The sequence below is a fragment of the Streptomyces sp. NPDC048650 genome, from assembly GCF_043199095.1.
Taxonomy (GTDB): Bacteria; Actinomycetota; Actinomycetes; order Streptomycetales; family Streptomycetaceae; genus Streptomyces.
This window is the reverse complement of record NZ_JBICVM010000006.1, coordinates 145,484-163,211: the sequence shown is the minus strand read 5'-3', so window position 1 is coordinate 163,211 and position 17,728 is coordinate 145,484. Positions and strand designations below refer to the sequence as shown.

Annotated in this window: 16 protein-coding genes; 13 read left to right on the top strand and 3 right to left on the bottom strand. The window is 72.9% G+C overall.

Features of this window, described 5'->3' with window-relative positions; translation table 11 throughout:
* Positions 1-146 precede the first annotated feature (146 nt).
* From ACGFML_RS18635 to ACGFML_RS18595, 9 genes are all read left to right on the top strand, one after another.
* On the top strand, positions 147-1,037 hold the full coding sequence (locus ACGFML_RS18635) for a hypothetical protein (protein WP_393544942.1): 891 nt from the start codon (positions 147-149) through the stop codon (positions 1,035-1,037).
* 149 nt (positions 1,038-1,186) lie between these two features.
* Complete coding sequence (locus ACGFML_RS18630; RefSeq protein ID WP_393544941.1) at positions 1,187-1,945, top strand: YcnI family protein; 759 nt, start codon at positions 1,187-1,189, stop codon at positions 1,943-1,945.
* 66 nt (positions 1,946-2,011) lie between these two features.
* On the top strand, positions 2,012-2,653 hold the full coding sequence (locus ACGFML_RS18625) for an SCO family protein (RefSeq protein ID WP_393544939.1): 642 nt from the start codon (positions 2,012-2,014) through the stop codon (positions 2,651-2,653).
* Positions 2,650-3,096, top strand: a complete 447-nt coding sequence (locus tag ACGFML_RS18620) for a copper chaperone PCu(A)C (RefSeq protein WP_393544937.1) — start codon at positions 2,650-2,652, stop codon at positions 3,094-3,096. Before ACGFML_RS18625 ends, ACGFML_RS18620 begins: the two co-directional genes overlap by 4 nt.
* Positions 3,097-3,143: 47 nt before the next feature.
* Complete coding sequence (locus tag ACGFML_RS18615; RefSeq protein ID WP_393544935.1) at positions 3,144-5,165, top strand: copper resistance CopC/CopD family protein; 2,022 nt, start codon at positions 3,144-3,146, stop codon at positions 5,163-5,165.
* The gene (gene efeB / locus ACGFML_RS18610; protein ID WP_393544933.1) at positions 5,165-6,523 is read left to right on the top strand and encodes an iron uptake transporter deferrochelatase/peroxidase subunit; all 1,359 of its coding nucleotides are present in this window, start codon (positions 5,165-5,167) and stop codon (positions 6,521-6,523) included. Before ACGFML_RS18615 ends, efeB begins: the two co-directional genes overlap by 1 nt.
* A gap of 150 nt (positions 6,524-6,673) precedes the next feature.
* Positions 6,674-7,600 (top strand): prephenate dehydratase, encoded by a 927-nt coding sequence (pheA, locus tag ACGFML_RS18605; RefSeq protein ID WP_393544932.1) that lies wholly within the window; start codon positions 6,674-6,676, stop codon positions 7,598-7,600.
* Between the two features lie 530 nt (positions 7,601-8,130).
* Positions 8,131-9,420, top strand: a complete 1,290-nt coding sequence (gene serS / locus ACGFML_RS18600; RefSeq protein WP_393544930.1) for a serine--tRNA ligase — start codon at positions 8,131-8,133, stop codon at positions 9,418-9,420.
* Entirely contained in the window at positions 9,417-10,229 is an 813-nt protein-coding gene (locus ACGFML_RS18595) for an HAD family hydrolase (RefSeq protein ID WP_393544928.1), read from the top strand. The genes serS and ACGFML_RS18595 overlap by 4 nt, the downstream gene beginning before the upstream one ends.
* Here the strand turns inward: ACGFML_RS18595 and ACGFML_RS18590 are convergent.
* Positions 10,217-10,951 carry a rhomboid-like protein gene (locus tag ACGFML_RS18590; protein ID WP_393545581.1) on the bottom strand — a complete coding sequence of 245 codons (735 nt, stop codon included), beginning with the start codon at positions 10,949-10,951 and terminating at the stop codon, positions 10,217-10,219. The two genes, ACGFML_RS18595 and ACGFML_RS18590, sit on opposite strands and share 13 nt — an antisense overlap.
* Before the next feature lie 23 nt (positions 10,952-10,974).
* Positions 10,975-12,027 carry an Lrp/AsnC family transcriptional regulator gene (locus tag ACGFML_RS18585; protein WP_393544926.1) on the bottom strand — a complete coding sequence of 351 codons (1,053 nt, stop codon included), beginning with the start codon at positions 12,025-12,027 and terminating at the stop codon, positions 10,975-10,977.
* Positions 12,028-12,299: 272 nt separating this feature from the next.
* Here ACGFML_RS18585 and ACGFML_RS18580 point away from each other — a divergent pair, with 272 nt between their 5' ends.
* Complete coding sequence (locus ACGFML_RS18580) at positions 12,300-13,760, top strand: MFS transporter (RefSeq protein WP_393544924.1); 1,461 nt, start codon at positions 12,300-12,302, stop codon at positions 13,758-13,760.
* A 64-nt stretch (positions 13,761-13,824) separates the two neighbouring features.
* Here the strand turns inward: ACGFML_RS18580 and ACGFML_RS18575 are convergent, their stop codons facing one another.
* The gene (locus tag ACGFML_RS18575; protein ID WP_393544923.1) at positions 13,825-14,694 is read right to left on the bottom strand and encodes a MerR family transcriptional regulator; all 870 of its coding nucleotides are present in this window, start codon (positions 14,692-14,694) and stop codon (positions 13,825-13,827) included.
* A gap of 316 nt (positions 14,695-15,010) precedes the next feature.
* Here ACGFML_RS18575 and ACGFML_RS18570 point away from each other — a divergent pair, with 316 nt between their 5' ends.
* From ACGFML_RS18570 to ACGFML_RS18560, 3 genes are all read left to right on the top strand, one after another.
* Positions 15,011-15,325: an SAV_915 family protein gene (locus ACGFML_RS18570; protein WP_393544921.1), complete on the top strand. Its 315-nt coding sequence runs from the start codon at positions 15,011-15,013 to the stop codon at positions 15,323-15,325.
* A 17-nt stretch (positions 15,326-15,342) separates the two neighbouring features.
* On the top strand, positions 15,343-16,719 hold the full coding sequence (gene lysA / locus ACGFML_RS18565; RefSeq protein WP_393544919.1) for a diaminopimelate decarboxylase: 1,377 nt from the start codon (positions 15,343-15,345) through the stop codon (positions 16,717-16,719).
* A 209-nt stretch (positions 16,720-16,928) separates the two neighbouring features.
* Positions 16,929-17,639 carry a FadR/GntR family transcriptional regulator gene (locus tag ACGFML_RS18560; RefSeq protein ID WP_393544917.1) on the top strand — a complete coding sequence of 237 codons (711 nt, stop codon included), beginning with the start codon at positions 16,929-16,931 and terminating at the stop codon, positions 17,637-17,639.
* Positions 17,640-17,728: the final 89 nt, after the last annotated feature.

Here is a 17,728-nt window from a genome sequence, read left to right as displayed (position 1 = left end):
GCGGGCAACGAGCGCACGGCCGGCGACGTACCGACCCCCTGGCGCCCCCGCGCGCCCCACCGGGCGCCGGTGCCGCCCCCGAACGCGGCACCGAGCCCCGCCCTGCCGTAGGCGGGTGGGCGGGGCAGTGGGATGATGTCGCCGCCATGTCTGCCCCGCCCGCCCCCGCCGCGCGCGCAGCCGCCGATCTGCGGCTGCTGAGGGCCGCGGTCTTCACCGCGGTCTGTGTCGCGCTGTCCGCGGCCGGGCACATGATGGCCTCCTTCGCCGCCGTCCCCGTGTGGACGTTGGGTGTCGCCTTCGCCGCGGTGTTCTCCGTCGCGGCCCGGCTGGCCGGGCGGGAACGCTCGCTGCCGGGCATTGCGGCCGCGCTGGCCGTGGGCCAGCTCGCCCTGCACGCGCTGTTCGCGCTGGGGCAGCACCCGATGGCGACGGCCGCCGCGACGCGGACCGGCGGCCTGCGCGGACTGTCCGACCAAGCGGCCGTCTCCCTCGCCCGCCATGTCACCTGCGGGCTGGGCACCGGGCAGTTGGGCGGCACCGAGGCGCGGCGGATCCTGGGGTCCGGGGGTTTCGACCCGGCGCTGGCCGACAGCGTCCTCGGACCCGCCGGTACCGGTGGCGGGACAACCGGAATGGCCGATTCCGTCGGTGCGGCCGGCCATCAGGCGGCCGGCGCGATGACCGGCGGCGCGATGATGTCGCACTGCCTGCTCCCCTCGCTGCCCATGCTGCTGGGGCATCTGCTCGCGGCGCTCGCCGCCGGCTGGCTGCTGCGGCGTGGCGAGGCGTCGCTGTGGCGACTGGTGCGGCTGTCGGCCCCGGCGGCGTGCGAGATCGCGGCGCGGACGCTGGTCGGTGCCCTGCACGCGGTGCTCACGCTCGTCCGAGCGCTGCTCACCGGCCTCGGCGCGGCGCACGACGAGGTGCGGCGCGCCCCCGTTTCGTACGGGGATGACAAACCTGGGCCGCAGCGGGTCGCCCTCCACCACAGTGTCGTCAGGCGAGGGCCACCCACCCTCGCCCTCGCGGCCTGACGTACGCGAAGCACGCTCCCACGTGGGGGCCTCTCCCATGCCCTCGAGGCTTGGGGGAGGGTACGGGCTCGCGCCGTCGCCGCACGCGCGCCGCACAGCACCCCGTTACCCGCACCTCCGGTGCCTTCTCCTTCCTGGAGTGTTTCGTTATGTCGAAGATGTCGCGCCCTGCTGCCGCATCCACCGCCGCCCGCCGCCTCGCCCGTCGACTGCCGATCGTGGGCGGCGTCGCCGCGGGCAGCGTGCTGCTGCTCGCCGCGCCGGCCTTCGCACACGTCAGCGTGCAGCCCGGTACGGCGGAGAAGGGCGGCTACGCGACCGTCAACTTCAAGGTCCCCAATGAGCGCGACGACGCCTCGACGGTGAAGCTCGAGGTCACCCTCCCCACCGACCACCCGCTGGCGTCCGTGATGCCGCAGCCGGTGCCCGGCTGGAAGGTCGAGGTCAAGAAGGCCAAGCTCGCCAAGCCGCTCGAGATGCACGGCGAGAAGATCACCGAGGCGCCCTCGAAGATCACCTGGACCGCCGACGGCAAGGGCGTCGAGCCCGGCCAGTTCCAGCAGTTCCCGGTCTCCGTCGGGCAGCTGCCCGAGGACGCCGGCCAGCTCGTCTTCAAGGCCCTGCAGACGTACGACAACAAGAAGGTCGTGCGCTGGATCGAGCCGACGAAGGAGGGCGCCCCGGAGCCGGAGAACCCGGCGCCGGTGCTCAAGCTCACCGCGCCGGCCGGCGACGGCCACGACGGCGGGGACGCCGGGAACGCCACCGCGGACGCCAAGGCCACGGACGCGGGCAAGCCTGCGGCCGACAGCGACACCACGGCGCGGGTCCTGGCCGTCGTCGGCATCGTCGTCGGCATCGTGGGCATCGGCTTCGGCCTGTTCGCCGGCCGCCGCCGCAGCGCCTGATCAGCGACCGGGCCGGCGCCCGACCCGCGCCGGCCCGGCACCACCACCCCCCTTTCAGAAGGACCCATGCGCAAAAGGACCCTGCTCGCGTCCGCCCTGGCGGCGGCCGCGGCCCTCTCCCTGACCGGCTGCGGCGACGACGGCGGCAAGCCCGCCGCCGATGTCTCCGGCTCGAACTCCAAGCCGATCGTCACGCTCGACGCACCGATCGCGAAGCCCGACCTCGTCCTGACCGACACCGGCGGCAAGAAGTACGACCTGCTGGAGAAGACCAAGGGGCACCCGACCCTGGTCTACTTCGGCTACACCAACTGCCCGGACGTGTGCCCGCTGACGATGGCCAATCTCGCCGTCGCGGTGAAGCAGCTGCCGAAGGCCGAACAGCGTGACCTGCGCGTCGTGTTCGTGACGTCCGATCCGGAGCGCGACACCCCGGCCGCCCTCAAGAAGTGGCTCGGCGGCATCGACAAGAACTTCATCGGCCTGACCGGAAAGTTCGACACCATCCAGGCCGGCGCGCGCAGCGCGAACATCGGCATCGAGAAGCCGGTCAAGAAGAAGAACGGCGACGTCGTCTCCACGCACGGCGCACAGGTTCTGCTGAGCTCCCCGAAGGACGACAAGATCCACTGGATGGGCATGCAGGAGGCCACCTCCGCCAACTACACCAAGGCACTTCCGAAGATCATCAAGGGGCAGAACCCGTGAACCGCCGCACCACCCTCGCCGTCACCCTCGCCCTCGCCGCCGGCCTCACGCTGGCGGGCTGCGGCGGTGACAGCGCCCCGAAGCTCAAGGTCGCCGACCCGTACATGCCGCAGCCGATCACCCAGAACATGGCCGGCGCGTTCTTCGTCGTCAAGAACTCCGGTGGCACCGCCGACAAGCTGACCTCGGTCACCAGCGACCTGTCCAAGAACATCTCGATCCACCGGACGACCGGCAACAAGATGGAGCAGGTCAAGTCCCTGAACGTGCCCGCCAACGGGGAGCTCAGGCTCGGCCGCGGCGGCAACCACCTGATGTTCATGGGCCTGAAGGACAAGCCGGCCGAGGGCGACACGGTCACCGTCGAGCTGCACTTCGCCACCTCCGACCCGATCACGGTGGACGTCCCGGTCAAGGCCGGCGACTTCGAACCGAAGAAGTAGCGGGAGCGAAGAAGCAGCGGGAGTCAAGGAAACAGGGAGCGATCACCATGGCTGTGGCCATCACCGACCCCGGGCCGCGACGGGGCGCCGCGCTGCGCCTGCTGGTCGTCGTGGCGGCGCTGTTCGGCGCGCTGTTCGGCGGCGCCGTACCGGCCTCCGCGCACGCCGCGCTGACCGGCAGCGATCCCGCCCAGGGGTCGGTGGTGGACCGCGCCCCCGAACAGGTCTCGCTCACCTTCTCCGAGGGCGTGGCGATGGGCGACGACTCGATCCGGGTGCTCGACCCCAAGGGCAAGCGGGTCGACCGCGGCAAGCTGCGCAATCTGTGCAGCGGCAGCGTCGTCAAATACGGTGCGGGGCTGCCACCGGGGCTCCCCGACGGGACGTACACCGTCGCCTGGCAGGCGGTCTCCGCCGACAGCCATCCGGTCTCCGGCGCCTTCACCTTCTCCATCGGCGCGCCCTCCAAGTCGTCCGCCGCCCTCCCCCAGCAGGAGGCCGGCGGCGGCCCGGTGGGCGCCCTCTACGGCATCGCCCGCTATCTGGCCTACGCCGGTTTCGTGCTGCTGGCCGGCGGCGCGGCCTTCGTCGTCGCCTGCCGCCCGGCCGCCGCGCTCGTCCGGTCCGTACAGCGGCTGATCGTCCACGGCTGGGCCGTGCTGACCGGCACCACCATCGCGATGCTGCTGCTGCGCGGGCCCTACACCGGGTCCGGCAAGCTCGCCGACATCTTCGACTTCGGCGCCCTCCAGCAGGTGCTGCTGACCAAACCGGGAGCCGCGCTGGTCTCCCGGCTGCTGCTGCTGGCGGCCGCGGCGCTGTTCATCGCGGTGCTGTTCGGGGCGTACGCGCGGACGCTGGAACCGGAGGACGCCGACCTGGAGGTGGACGTCGCCGAGGAGGCCAAGCGACGCAAGGACCTCACGCTCGGCCTCGGCGTCGGCGGGGTGATCGTCGCCGCCGGGCTCGCCGCCACCTGGGCGATGGCCGAGCACGCCTCCACCGGACTGCAGACCGCCGTCGCGATGCCGGTCGACGTACTGCACCTGCTCGCCGTCGCCGCCTGGCTGGGCGGGCTGGCGGCCCTGGTCGTGTCCCTCTACCGGGGCCCGGCCGTCGAACGGGCCGCGGTACTCCGCTTCTCGCGGATGGCGTTCGGCTCCGTACTGGTCCTGGTGGCCACCGGGACCTACCAGTCCTGGCGGCAGGTCGGCAGCTGGCGGGCGCTGACCGGCACCACCTACGGACGGCTGCTGCTGCTCAAGGTGGGCCTGGTACTGGTCCTCGTCGCGATCGCGTGGGTGTCGCGGCGGTGGACCGCACGGTTGGGAGAGATCCGGCCGGAGGATGCCGCGACGGACTCGGACACCGGCACGGACGGGGGCACGGGAACGGACGGGGACACCGGCACGGCAGCGGACAGGGATCCCGTACCGGCCACGGAATCCGCACCGGCCACGGAATCCGCCCCCGACCCCGCACCGGCACCCGACCCCGCACGGGCCGTTCAGCTCGCCCGCCAGCAGGTCGCGTTGCGCACCGCCCGGACCAAGCGGCTGCGGGACGCCGACCCGGAGCGGCTCGGACTGCGGCGATCCGTGCTGGCCGAGGCGTCGGTGGCCGTCGTCCTGCTCGCCGTGACCACCGTGCTGACCGCCACCGAACCGGCCCGCACCGCCGAGGCGGTCGAGGCGAGCGGGGCCGCACAGTCGACCGCGGCCAACCAGCCGCAGGTGCTGACCATCCCCTTCGACACCGGCGGCCCGAACGGCAAGGGCACCGCCCGCCTCGACCTCGACCCGGGGCGCAGCGGCAGCGGTAACGCACTGCGGCTGCGCATCGCCGATCCGTCGGGCAGGACCATGGACGTCCCCGAGGTGAAGGTCTCCTTCACCCTCAAGGCCAAGAAGCTGGGGCCGCTCCCGGTGGCGCCCCGGCACACCGGCAAGGGGCACTGGAGCGCGAGCGGTGTCCAGCTGCCGGTTCCCGGGCGCTGGCAGCTCTCGCTGCTCGTACGGACCTCCGACATCGACCAGGTGACCGAGTTCAAGAACGTGAAGATCGGCTGATGAGCAAGCAGACCCCGAAGACCGGCCCGAAGACCGGCCCCAGGACCGGCCCCAGGGCCGGCGCCGAGACCGGCAGGCCGGACCCCGCGCCCGCAGAACCCGCCCCGGAGGCCGGCGGCCCGCCGTCCGTCGAACTCTCCCGCCGCCGGCTGCTCGGCACCGTCGGGGCGGCGGGCGCGACCGGCCTCGTCGCCGGCGGGGCCGGGGGCGCCATCGGGGCCTCGGCCACACAGGGCGACGCGCCCCGGGCGCTGTCCTCACTCGGCTCGACGGAAGTCGCCTTCCGCCCGGCGGGTGCGCGGCACCAGGCGGGGATCACCACACCGCTGCAGGCCAGCGGGCACCTTGTCGCCTTCGACCTGGCGCCGGGCGCCGGCCGCAAGGAGGCGGCCGCGCTGCTGCGCCGCTGGTCGCGGACGGCCGAGGAGCTGATGTCCGGGCGCACGTCCGACGCCGACACCGGGGTGGCACTGGACGCGGGCCCGTCCTCGCTGACCGTCACCTTCGGCCTCGGCCACAGCTTCTTCGGGCGTACGGGCCTGACGAAGCGGCGCCCCCTCCAGCTCGACCCACTGCCCGACTTCTCCGCGGACGCGCTGGACCCGCGGCGCAGCAACGGCGACCTCTGGATCCAGATCGGCGCCGATGACGCCCTGGTCGCCTTCCACGCGCTGCGGGCACTCCAGAAGGACGCGTCCGGCAGCGCCCGGCTCCGCTGGCAGATGAACGGCTTCAACCGCACCCCGGGGGCCACGTCGCACCCGATGACCACCCGCAACCTGATGGGCCAGGTCGACGGCACCAACAATCCCAAGCCCTCCGACGAGGACTTCGACGAGCGGATCTTCGTGGGGCGGGACTCCGACCAGGAGTGGATGCGCGGCGGGTCGTATGCGGTCGTCCGGCGGATCCGGATGCTGCTGGACGCGTGGGAGAAGCGCTCGCTGCACGAGCAGGAGAAGGTCATAGGGCGGCGGAAGGCCAACGGGGCGCCGCTGACCGGCGGTTCGGAGACCACCCCGATGCGGCTCGACGCCACCGGTGCCGACGGACTGCCGGTCGTTCCCGCCAACGCGCACGCCCGCGTCGCGGCGCCCGAGTCCAACCAGGGCGCGGCGATGCTGCGCCGTCCGTACTCCTTCCACGACGGGTTCCGCGACGACGGCGCCCCGGACGCGGGGCTGCTCTTCGTCTGCTGGCAGGCCGATCCGCTGCGTGCCTTCACCCAGATCCAGCGCAAGCTGGACCGCGGGGACGCGCTGTCGGCGTTCCTGCGGCACGAATCGAGCGGGCTGTATGCGGTGCCGCCCGCGGCGGAGGCCGGTGACTACGTGGGCCGGCCGCTGCTGGAGGGCTGAGCCCGGGGCCCGCCCCGTGGGCCGGCGATCCGTCCGCCAGGGCCGCCCAGCTGGTGAAACCGCCCACTGGGCCCGGTACGGGCTCGGTATCGTGGCAGGAAAGGGAGAGATCGGCGGGGCGCCCCCGCGATGACGCGAGGAGTCCGTTGCATGTCGGCCAGTCGTTACACCTATCTCGGGCCCGAGGGCACGTTCACCGAGGCCGCGCTGCGCACTCTTCCGGAAGCCGCGACGCGCGAGCTGGTGCCGATGGTGTCGGTGCCGGCCGCCCTGGACGCGGTCCGCGGCGGCGAGGCGGCCGCGGCTCTGGTGCCGATCGAGAACTCCGTCGAGGGCGGGGTGACCACCACCCTGGACGAGCTGGCCGCCGGCGAACCGCTGATGATCTACCGCGAGGTGCTGCTGCCGATCGCCTTCGCGCTGCTGACACGCCCCGGCACGGCGCTGACGGACGTGAAGACGGTGACCGGGCACCCGGTCGCCCAGCCGCAGGTACGCAAGTGGCTGGCGGCCCAACTCCCGGAATCGGTATGGGAGTCGGCGGCCTCCAACGCCGACGGCGCGCGGCTGGTGCAGGAGGGGCGGTACGACGGCGCGTTCGCGGGCGAGTTCGCGGCGGCGACGTACGGCCTCACCCCGCTGGTCACCGACATCCATGACGCGCAGAACGCCGCCACCCGCTTCGTCCTGGTCGGCCGCCCGGCCCGGCCCGCCGCTCCGACCGGCGCGGACAAGACCTCGGTCGTGCTGTGGCTGCGCGAGGACCATCCCGGTGCGCTGCTGGAACTGCTCCAGGAGTACGCGGTGCGCGGCGTCAACATGATGCGGATCGAGTCCCGGCCGACCGGCGAGGGCATCGGCCGCTACTGCTTCTCGGTGGACTGCGAGGGGCATGTCACCGACCGCCGGGTCAGCGAGGTCCTGATGGGCCTGAAGCGGGTGTGCAGCGAAGTGCGGTTCCTCGGCTCCTATCCGCGGGCGGACGAGGTGGCGGCGACCGTACGGCCGGAGATGACGGACTCGGCGTTCTCCGAGGCGTCGGACTGGCTGGCGCGCTGCCTGGACGGGCGCAGCTGACCCGACCTGCGGTGTTGCGGCGCCTTTCGGGCGCCCGCGCCGTCCCCCGTGCCACTGTCCACAGAGTTATCCACAGGGTCGGATCTCGACCTGTGGGTAAGTCGACATGGCGCGAGGAGCGATTCGGACAGAGTCGACAAATCCCTCTACCGATCCCACGGTATTCCACAGCGCTCCACACCGCCGCGCAGTGCCTCAACTCCGGCCGCGTCAGCACAATTCCCGTGATCAATCCTTTAGGGCGAGGCAATCTCACACGAAAGAGCACGAGAAGAGGGTTTGGCCGAGGAATCCATAGCCGAACATTCCGGCAGCGGAATGGCCGCCTCCGACTTCCACAGATCTCACACACAGCCTGTGGATAAAGGTCGTCGAGCATCCCCCTCCTGTGGACAAAGACAAGGGAACGCAATGACGCGAGGCGCGCACCCCGTATTCCGTTATGGAATAAACAATGCCAAACCAGACAAATTGCAACGCGAGTCGATATCACGTCGAAGGGCCGGTCACTGCCCCGGTAGCCTGGTGGGGTGATTGACCTTCGCCTGCTCCGTGAGGACCCCGACCGTGTGCGCGCGTCCCAGCGCGCCCGTGGAGAGGACGTCGCACTCGTCGACGCGCTTCTCTCCGCCGACGAGCGGCGCAGGTCGTCCGGCGTCCGCTTCGACGAACTGCGCGCCGAGCAGAAGGCGCTCGGCAAGCTCATCCCCAAGGCCGCCGGTGACGAGAAGGCCGTGCTGCTGAAGAAGGCCGGCGAGCTCTCGGCCGCCGTCAAGGCCGCCGACGCCGCACAGGACGAGGCCAAGGACGAGACCCAGCAGCTGCTGCTGAAGCTCGGCAACCTCGTCCACCCGGACGTGCCCGTGGGCGGCGAGGAGGACTTCGCGGTCCTGGAGACGCACGGCACCATCCGCGACTTCGCGGCCGAGGGCTTCGAGCCCAAGGACCACCTGGAGATCGGCGAGCTGCTCGGCGCGATCGACGTCGAGCGGGGCGCCAAGGTGTCCGGCTCCCGCTTCTACTACCTCACCGGCGTCGGCGCCCTGCTGGAGCTCGCCCTCGTCAACGCCGCCATCGCCCAGGCCACCGCGGCCGGCTTCACCCCGATGCTGACGCCTGCCCTGGTCCGCCCGCGCGCCATGGAGGGCACCGGCTTCCTCGGCCAGGCCGCCGAGAACGTCTACCACCTGGAGAAGGACGACTACTACCTGGTCGGCACCTCCGAGGTCCCGCTCGCCGCGTACCACATGGACGAGATCCTGGACGCGGACAAGCTCCCGATGCGCTACGCCGGCTTCTCGCCGTGCTTCCGCCGCGAGGCCGGCACGTACGGCAAGGACACCCGCGGCATCTTCCGGGTCCACCAGTTCGACAAGGTGGAGATGTTCTCCTACGTCACCCCCGAGGACGCGCAGGCCGAGCACCAGCGCCTGCTGGACTGGGAGAAGCAGTGGCTGAGCGCCCTGGAGCTGCCCTTCCAGGTGATCGATGTCGCCACCGGTGACCTCGGCTCCTCCGCCTCGCGCAAGTTCGACTGCGAGGCCTGGATCCCGACGCAGGGCAAGTACCGCGAGCTGACCTCGGCCTCCAACTGCGACGAGTTCCAGGCCCGGCGGCTGTCGGTCCGGATGCGCGAGAACGTCAACGGCAAGCCGAAGGTCCAGCCCCTGGCGACGCTGAACGGCACCCTCTGCGCCGTACCGCGCACCATCGTGGCGATCTTCGAGAACCACCAGCAGCCGGACGGTTCGGTGCGCGTCCCCGAGGTCCTCCGCCCCTACCTGGGCGGCCGCGAGCTCCTCGAACCCGTCGCCCGGTGAGCGCACCGACCCTGCCCTACAAGCTCATCGCGACGGACCTCGACGGGACGCTGCTGCGCCCCGACGACTCCGTCTCCGAGCGCACCCGCGCGGCGCTCACCGCGGCCACCGCGGCGGGCGCGGCGCACATCGTCGTCACCGGCCGTGCGGTGCCCTGGACCCGGCACATCCTCGACGCCCTGGACTACCGGGGACTCGCGGTGTGCGGCCAGGGCGCGCAGGTCTACCACGCCGGCGAACACCGGCTGCTGACGTCCGTGACGCTCGACCGCCAGCTGGCCGGCCTCGCGCTGTCCAAGATCGAGGCGGAGACCGGCCCGCTGTATCTGGCCGCGAGCCGGGACGGCCTGGAGGGCGAGGTGCTGGTCGGCCCCGGCTACCGCGTCCAGGAAGGCCCGCTGCCCAATGTCATGATCGACGAACCGGGCGAGCTGTGGACCGCCCCGCTCAACAAGGTCTACATACAGCACCCGACCCTCGACGACGACTCCCTGGCACGCATCGCCCGTGAGGTCGCCGGGGACCTGGTGGGCGTGATGATGGCCGGCCACGGCGTCGTCGAACTGCTGCCGCTGGGCCTGACCAAGGCCACCGGCCTGTCCCTGGCCGCCCGCCGCCTGGGCGTCAAGGCCGCCGACACCATCGCCTTCGGCGACATGCCCAATGACATCGCGATGTTCGCCTGGGCCGCGCACGGCGTGGCGATGGGCAACGCCCATGCCGAACTGAAGGCCGTCGCGAACGAGATCACCGCCTCGAACGAGGACGACGGGATCGCGGTCGTTCTGGAGCGGCTCTACCTCTCCTGAGGCTGCCCCGGGGGCGCCGCCGGGGGCACCTCCCGAGGCGGCCCCGGCGGCGCCCGGCCCGTGCCGGGCTCCTCGGGGTGCTCGTCCGGCGCCGGGCGCCCCGCCGGTGTGAGCGGCCAGGACACCAGCCCCAGGACGAGCGAGACGGCATGCCCGAAGTCGGTGAAGGTCGCCCCGGTCAGCAGCGGCACCCCGAAGAACAGCAGCACCCCCAGGAGCCAGCCGTAGCACCAGGGCGCCCAGAGCCGGTACGTCAGCACGCCGGCGGCGGCCGCCAGCCCGTAGGAGACCCCGATGTCCACGACATGGGTCATCGAACGCGGCAGCCGGTGGCCCTCGATGGCCAGCAGGACGAGCTCCTGGCTGGCGAGGGTGGCGGCGACATGGGCCGTGCCGATGATCAGCAGCCAGCGCCACGTCCCCAGCCAGCGCTCGACGTTGGCGTGCAGCAGCTCGAACATCACCACGTAGAGCAGGAACGACTGCGGGCGTTCGATCCAGAAACCGCTGATGAGCAGCGAGGGCAGCGGATGCTCGGTCAGCTCGTGGATATTGCTGCTGGTGCGGTGGAGGAGGAACTGCTCCAGGCCCTCGGAGGCGGAGGCGACCACCAGGCTGGTGATACCGATGATCAGCAGCCAGATGTGGGTGCCGGGAGTGCTCCGCACCCAGGCCGGCACCGCGGCCACCGCCCGGCGCAGCGGATCGACCGGCCGGCGCAGCCGCCGCCCCGGCAGCCCGGGCCTCACCGGCGGCGCCCCGCCGCGGCCCGCCCGGTGGCCATGACCGGCCCGGCGCCCTTGATGTGCCGGATCCGGGGCGCACTCTCCATCGTCCGCACGCCGGGCAGCGCCGCGACCCGCGTCGTCAGATACGTGTAGAGCGCGCCGACGTCCTCGCACAGCACGGACGCGAAGAGGTTGTTGGGCCCGGTCGTGGCGCAGGCGAAGGCGACCTCCGGGTGGGCGGCCAGCGCCTCACCCGTGGCGGCCAGTGCGGCGGGTTCGACGGACAGCCACAGGGCGACCATCACGCTGTACCCGAAGAGCCGCAGGTCGTAGTCGATGTCGTAGTACAGGACGCCGTCGGCGCGCAGCTCGGCCAGGCGGCGGCGGACCGTGGACGGTGACCAGCCGGTGGTGGCGGCGAGTTCGGCCAACGGGGCGCGACCGTCCACCCCGAGTGCCTCGAAGAGCCGGCGGTCGGCGGCACCGAGGGCCACCGGCGCGGCGGGCGGGCCCGGGGGCGGCGGGCTCAGCAGGGCGATCTGCTCCTCGGTCAGCGCGCCCGACTTGCTGACCAGGCTCTGCGAGCCGCCGAAGAACTCGTGCAGCAGACAGTGCGCCGTGACGCCGACGACGCTGGGCGTCCGGGGCAGTTGATGGAGCAGCTGGGGGTACCTCCCAGCGTCAGCTGGGGCAGCATCGCCGTGCGCGCCGCTCGCCGCGCGGCAGACGGCCCCGATCTCCGTGCCGCCGGACATCAGGCTCACCCAGGCGGTGTCCGCCCGGCGGGCCAGTGCCTCGGCCACCGACACCGCCGCATCCGGGGTGCACTGCACCCGCACCAGCCACTCGATCTCCCCCAGCGCCTGCGCATCGGCCAGCCCCAGCACCCTGAGCGCACCGGTGCCGCGGTGGCGGGTGTAGCGGCGGGCGACCGTCTGGTCGGAGACGCCGAGCACGTCGGCGATACGGCTGAAGGGCGCCCGGCCATCCAGCTGGAGGGCGTGGATGAGCTGCCGGTCGAGGGCGTCGAACCCCGTGGCGGGGCCGGCGGCCTTCGCGTCGGTTTTCACCGTTCGAGGCTAGCGCGTGTCGGATTGCGCCGCCGGGTGCGCGGTGGCTGGAACAGCGGGGGTGGAAAACGGACCGTGGTCCGGTCCCTGTCGCAGACGCCCCTGTCTGCGACCGATACCGATCGCGGTTGCGATCCCGGTTCCGATACCGATCGCGGTTCCGATCCCGATACCGATCGCGGTTCCGATGGCGACCGCGGTTCCGATACCGATCCCGATACCGATTCCGTCGCGGACAGCGGCGGATCACCGGCCCCAACGGAGGAATGATCATGGGCGCGAGCCCTTCGCGCGGGAAGTGGTGGCCCCTGGTCGCCATCACCCTCGGCAATTTCATGCTGCTGGTCGATGTGACGATCGTGAACACCGCCCTGCCCCGGATATCCGACGGCCTGGGCGCCTCCTTCACCTCGCTGCAGTGGGTGATGGACATCTACGCGCTGGCGCTCGCCGCGCTGCTGATGGTGGCGGGCTCGGCCGCGGACCTCTTCGGCCGGCGTCGCCTGTACGTGGCCGGGCTGGCCCTCTTCGCCCTCGCCTCGCTGGCCTGCGGCCTGGCCCCCGGCGCGGCCGTCCTGATCGCGGCCCGCGCCGTGCAGGGCATCGGCGCCGCGGCGATGTTCGCCACCAACACACCGCTGCTGATGGCCGCTTACCACGGCCGCGACCGGGGCGTGGCGTTCGGCATCTGGGGCGGCACCAGCGGCGCCGCGGCCGCGGTGGGCCCCGTACTGGGCGGCCTGCTCACCGAGTACCTGAACTGGCGGGCGATCTTCCTCGTCAACCTGCCGCTGACCGCTCTCGCCGTCGCCCTCACCCTGCGCCACCTGCACGAGTCCCACGGCGACCGCGGCGCGCGCATCGACTGGCCGGGCGCCGCGGCCTTCACGGTGGCCGCGGGCGCGCTGACCTACGGGCTGATGCGCGGCGGCGAGCACGGCTGGACGGAGGGCGGCACGCTCGCCTCGCTCGCGGCCGCCGCGGTGGCCCTGCTCGTGTTCGTCCTCGTCGAACAGCGGGTGCACCGGCCCCTGCTGGACCTGCGGCTGCTGCGCCGCCCCTCGTTCGCCACCTTGATGGCGGCGGCACTGCTCCTCCAGGCGGCGGCCTTCCCGTATCTGACGTTCGTGGGGCTGTGGACACAGAACGTCCTGGGCCTGAGCCCGGTGCAGGCGGGCCTGGCCGTGCTGCCGCTCGCGCTGATGTCGCTGCTGGTCGGCGCGCTCGGCGGCCGTCTGCTGCAGCGGCTCGCCCCGCAGCTCCCGGTGGGTATCGGCCTGTTGCTCGTCGGCGCGGGCGCGCTGCTGCACACCGCGCTGCTCGGGGACGGTGCGGGCTGGGCCGCGCTGGTGCCCGGGCTCGCGGTCGGCGGGCTGGGCGTCGGGGCGGCGATGCCGGTACTGGTCTCGGCGGCGCTCGGCGCGGCGCCGCCGCAGCGGGCGGGCATGGCCAGCGGCGCGGTGAACACCTTCCGCCAGCTGGGGTTCGCCCTGGGGATCGCGGTCCTGGGCACCTTCTTCGCCGACGCCCTGCACGACCTTCCGCCGCACGCCCCGCTGCCGGCCGTGCGCGCCGCGTACCTCTCGGGGCTGACGCACATCACGCTGGTCTCCGGGCTGGTGGCGGTGGCGGCCGGGGCGCTGGTCCTCGCGGTCGTACGGCGCTCGCCGCGCGAGCCGGCCGTGGTGCCCCCGGCGGCCACGGAGGCGCCGTCGGCCGAGGTGCGGGTGTAGCCGCCAGGTGGCGAAGGGGCCGGACGGCCGTTGTACGCCCCGCCCGCGGCCGGGGGCGCGGGCGTCAGGCGACGGCCGCCGGGACCACCGGCTCCTGGATCTCCGTGACCCATTTCTCCTGGTCGGGCGGACACTCCAGATACAGCTCGCGGGCGTAACCGGCCGACCGGTAACCGTTGGCGTCGATCCAGTGCGCGAGATTCTGGGCGGTCGGCAGGATCCGGCTCATCGGACCGCGGTGCACCACGGTCGCGGCGCAGTCGAGGCCGGGGAGGGTGACGACGTCGAAGCCGCGGTCGTCGGCCTCGTCTCCCGCCCTGGCCAGGGCCTCCGGCGTGATCACGAACCCGGCGTGGACGACGACGGCGCCGCTGCCGGCCGCCGCCGCGTCCTGCGGTACGTCCTCGTAGTACGCCAGCCCGGGCCCCGCCGGCGTCACCCCGGCCCGCTCCAGCCGCGCGCACAGCTCGCCGTAGAGCGGCTGGATGACCGGGCCGATGTCCTCGGGCCCGTAGCCGGCAGCGGTCCCGCTCAGTTCGGCGAGCAGCACCGCCGCGGTGCGCTTGACCACCACATCGTCGGCAGACATACGTCCCTCACTCTCGATCGTCCGGAGCCTCGCCTCGACCCGCGCCAGCCGCGCACCGGCCGCCGTCATCGCGGCCGCGAGCTCCGCCTGACGCAGCCGCAGCATGCCGCGCAGCTCCGCCACCCCCACCTGCTCGTCCAGGATCGCCGCCACCTGCTGGAGGCTGAATCCGAGATCCTTGAGCGCGATGATGCGGTTGAGCCGGGTGAGCTGGGCGGCCGCGTAGAAGCGATAGCCGCTGACCGGGTCGGTACGGGCCGGGCGCAGCAGCCCGATCGCGTCGTAGTGCCGCAGCATGCGGGCCGACACCCGGCCGTACTGCGCGAAATCTCCGATGGTGAACATGACGCCCTCCAGTGGAGTCCTTCCCACAGTGTCAAGGTCAAGCATCGCCGTCCCCGAGACGGGCGGACACGGATTGCGGGGACGTCTTCCGCGGCCCGCGCTGGGCGCGACCCGCCGCGTACGAGGGGCCGCCAACCGCCCGCACCGGCCACGTGACGGCAGCATCGCGTCAAGTCCCGTCGACAAACCGTCAATGATGCGTCAGTGGCCGACGGAGCACCCCGCGCACCGGGCATAGCGTCGGCAGAGCCGAGCCCCGGCGTCAGCACCACCCACCGGTCCGGGGCCGCCGATGTTCTGTCCGAGGAGCAACGCCGTGTCCCCTCACCTGTACGCGGAAGACCCCGAGCCCTCCGATCGGGCCCCGGCCGGGCCTTTGTTCGTCCCCGTCCGGTCGGGCCCCGCGGGCTGCACCGCCCGCCTGTTCCGTACCCCCCTCGGCGGCCGTACCGCCGTCGCCTTCACCTCGCCCCAGCGGCTGGCCGCGGCCCTCGGCGGCGGCCAGCCCTGGGTACGGCTCTCCGAGCCCGCGCTGCGCGCGCTGGCCGAACCCGTGGGAGCGGCCGGCCTGGTCGTCGACCCGCGGTTCGCCCCGGAGATCGCCCGTACGCGCCCGCTCCAGGCCGTCTGAGGGAGGGCCACCAGATCATGAGCCACACCATGAGCCGCGCCATGAGCCGCACCGCTCCGCCGCCGGTCCCCGTACCGGAGCCGGCCGCCCCCCGGACCGAGGCGCCGGCCATCTGGCCACGGTCCACCGCCCCCCTCGGCGATGACGACCTCGCCGTCGGCGGCGTGGCGCTCACCCAGCTCGCCGACCGCTTCGGGACGCCCGCCTACGTGCTGGACGAGGACGAGGTGCGCCGCCGCTGCCGCGCCTACCTGCGGGCCTTCCCCGGCACCGATGTCTACTACGCGGCCAAGGCGTTTCTGTGCCGCGCCATGGCGCACTGGGTCCAGGAGGAGGGCCTGGGCCTGGACGTCTGCTCGGCGGGCGAGCTGGAGCTCGCCGTCACCACCGGCTTCCCGCCGGAGCGGATCGTGCTGCACGGCAACGCCAAGAGCCCGGACGACCTGCGGACCGCGCTGCGGCTCGGGGTCGGGCGGATCGTCATCGACAGCACCTCGGAGATCGCCCGGCTGGCCGCGGCGGTACCGTCCGACGGCCGGCAGAAGGTGCTGGTCCGGGTCGTCCCGGGGATCGCCGCGGGCGGCCACGCCAAGATCCGTACGGGGACCGACGGGCAGAAGTTCGGGCTGTCGCTCGCGGACGGTTCCGCACAGCACGCCGTCACCCGGATATTGGGCCAGCCGCGCCTCCAACTGATGGGCCTCCACTGCCACTTGGGGTCGCAGATCACCACCGTCAAGCCGTATCTGGCGGCCGTGCGGCGGCTGGTCGGACTGCTGGCCCGCATCCACGAACAGCACCGCATCACGCTCCCCGAACTGGACCTCGGGGGCGGTCACGGCGTCGCCTACCGCCCCGGCGAGCCGGCCCTCGACATCGCCGGCCTCGGCGCCCGCATCCGCGCCGAACTGGCCGGCGGCTGCGCGGCGGCCGGGCTGCCGATGCCGCGGCTCGCCATCGAACCGGGCCGCGGCATCGTGGGACCGGCCGGCGTCGTCCTCTACCGGGTACTGGCCGTCAAGCAGACCGGCGGCCACACGTTCGTGGCGGTCGACGGCGGGATGAGCGACAACCCACGGCCCGCGCTCTACGGGGTGCGCTACGCGCCCCGGCTGGTCGGCCGCCGCTCCGCCGCCGCGCCGCAACCGGTCACGGTCGTCGGCCGGCACTGCGAGGCGGGCGACGTGCTCGCCGCGGACGTCCCGCTGCCGGGCGACATCCGCCCCGGAGACCTGCTGGCCGTCCCGGTCGCGGGCGCCTATCACCTCTCCATGGCCTCCGGCTACAACCTCGTCGGCCGGCCGCCGGTCGTCGCGGTCTCCGGCGGACATGCGCGGCTGCTCGTGCGGCGGGAGTCGCTGGCGGACATCCAGGAGCGCGACATCGGGCTCTGAGGGCGGGCGGGGCGGCGGGGCGGGTGACGGATCCCCGCCCCGCCGCCGTCGCGGTCTCCGATTCCGCGGGGTATGGGTGCGTGCGGGTGCGGGTGCGAGCATGGCTCGGGGGCCGCCCCGCAGCCCGACGGTTTACATGTACAGTGAATCCATCAGTTGTAGGATGACTGGGCAACCGGCGGGGAAGCGGCGAAGGGCGAGCGACGCACATGGCACTGCAGGCAGCGGGACGGCAATCCCTGGTGGACACCGTCGTCGAGGCCCTGAGGTCCCAGCTGACCGCCGGTGAGTGGCCGGTCGGCGCCCGCATCCCCACCGAGCACGCGCTGAGCGAACAGCTCCAGGTCGGCCGCAACACCGTCCGCGAGGCGGTACGGGTACTCGTCCACGCCGGCATGCTCCGCTCCCGCCAGGGCGAAGGCACCTTCGTGGTCTCCACGGCCGACCCGGGCGAGATCATGCGCGGCATCCAGCGGGCGGGCATCCGCGACGTCCTGGAACTCCGCATCGCCCTGGAGGCCGAGGCCGCCCGGCTGGCCGCACTCCGCCACGGTCCCGCCGACCTGGCGCGGATGCGGGAAGCCCTGGACGCCCAGGCCGGACTGTCGGACGCCGAGGGGCGGCCCGACGCCGGCAGCCTCGAGCTGTACGCCGACCACGATGTCGCCTTCCACCGGGCGGTCGTCGAAGCCGCGCACAACACCGCCCTGACCGCGACCTACGCGTGGTTCAGCAGCTCCGTACGGGAAGCGCTGGTCAGCACGCTCGACGATCACGAAATGCCGAAGATCGTGCACGGCGATCACCGCGCCGTGCTGGACGCCATCGCGTCGGGCGATCCGGAGGCCGCGGAGCGCGCCACCCGCGCGCTGCTGGAGAAGCCCAAACGCGCCGTGGAAGCCCTCCTCGCCGCCCGGTAGTGGCCTCCACCTCCACCTCCCCCCAGTGGCCTCCACCCTCCATCTCCAGTGGCCTCCTCCCCCTCCACCCCCAGTGGTCCACCCCCTCC

What these genes read in the sequence shown, in the direction of transcription:
- ACGFML_RS18560 (WP_393544917.1), top strand. Translation starts at nt 16,929, where the DNA reads ATGGCACTGCAGGCAGCGGGACGGCAATCCCTGGTGGACACCGTCGTC.
- ACGFML_RS18575 (WP_393544923.1), bottom strand. Translation starts at nt 14,694, where the DNA reads ATGTTCACCATCGGAGATTTCGCGCAGTACGGCCGGGTGTCGGCCCGC.
- pheA (WP_393544932.1), top strand. Translation starts at nt 6,674, where the DNA reads ATGTCGGCCAGTCGTTACACCTATCTCGGGCCCGAGGGCACGTTCACC.
- ACGFML_RS18615 (WP_393544935.1), top strand. Translation starts at nt 3,144, where the DNA reads ATGGCTGTGGCCATCACCGACCCCGGGCCGCGACGGGGCGCCGCGCTG.
- lysA (WP_393544919.1), top strand. Translation starts at nt 15,343, where the DNA reads ATGAGCCACACCATGAGCCGCGCCATGAGCCGCACCGCTCCGCCGCCG.
- ACGFML_RS18625 (WP_393544939.1), top strand. Translation starts at nt 2,012, where the DNA reads ATGCGCAAAAGGACCCTGCTCGCGTCCGCCCTGGCGGCGGCCGCGGCC.
- ACGFML_RS18580 (WP_393544924.1), top strand. Translation starts at nt 12,300, where the DNA reads ATGGGCGCGAGCCCTTCGCGCGGGAAGTGGTGGCCCCTGGTCGCCATC.
- ACGFML_RS18630 (WP_393544941.1), top strand. Translation starts at nt 1,187, where the DNA reads ATGTCGAAGATGTCGCGCCCTGCTGCCGCATCCACCGCCGCCCGCCGC.
- efeB (WP_393544933.1), top strand. Translation starts at nt 5,165, where the DNA reads ATGAGCAAGCAGACCCCGAAGACCGGCCCGAAGACCGGCCCCAGGACC.
- ACGFML_RS18635 (WP_393544942.1), top strand. Translation starts at nt 147, where the DNA reads ATGTCTGCCCCGCCCGCCCCCGCCGCGCGCGCAGCCGCCGATCTGCGG.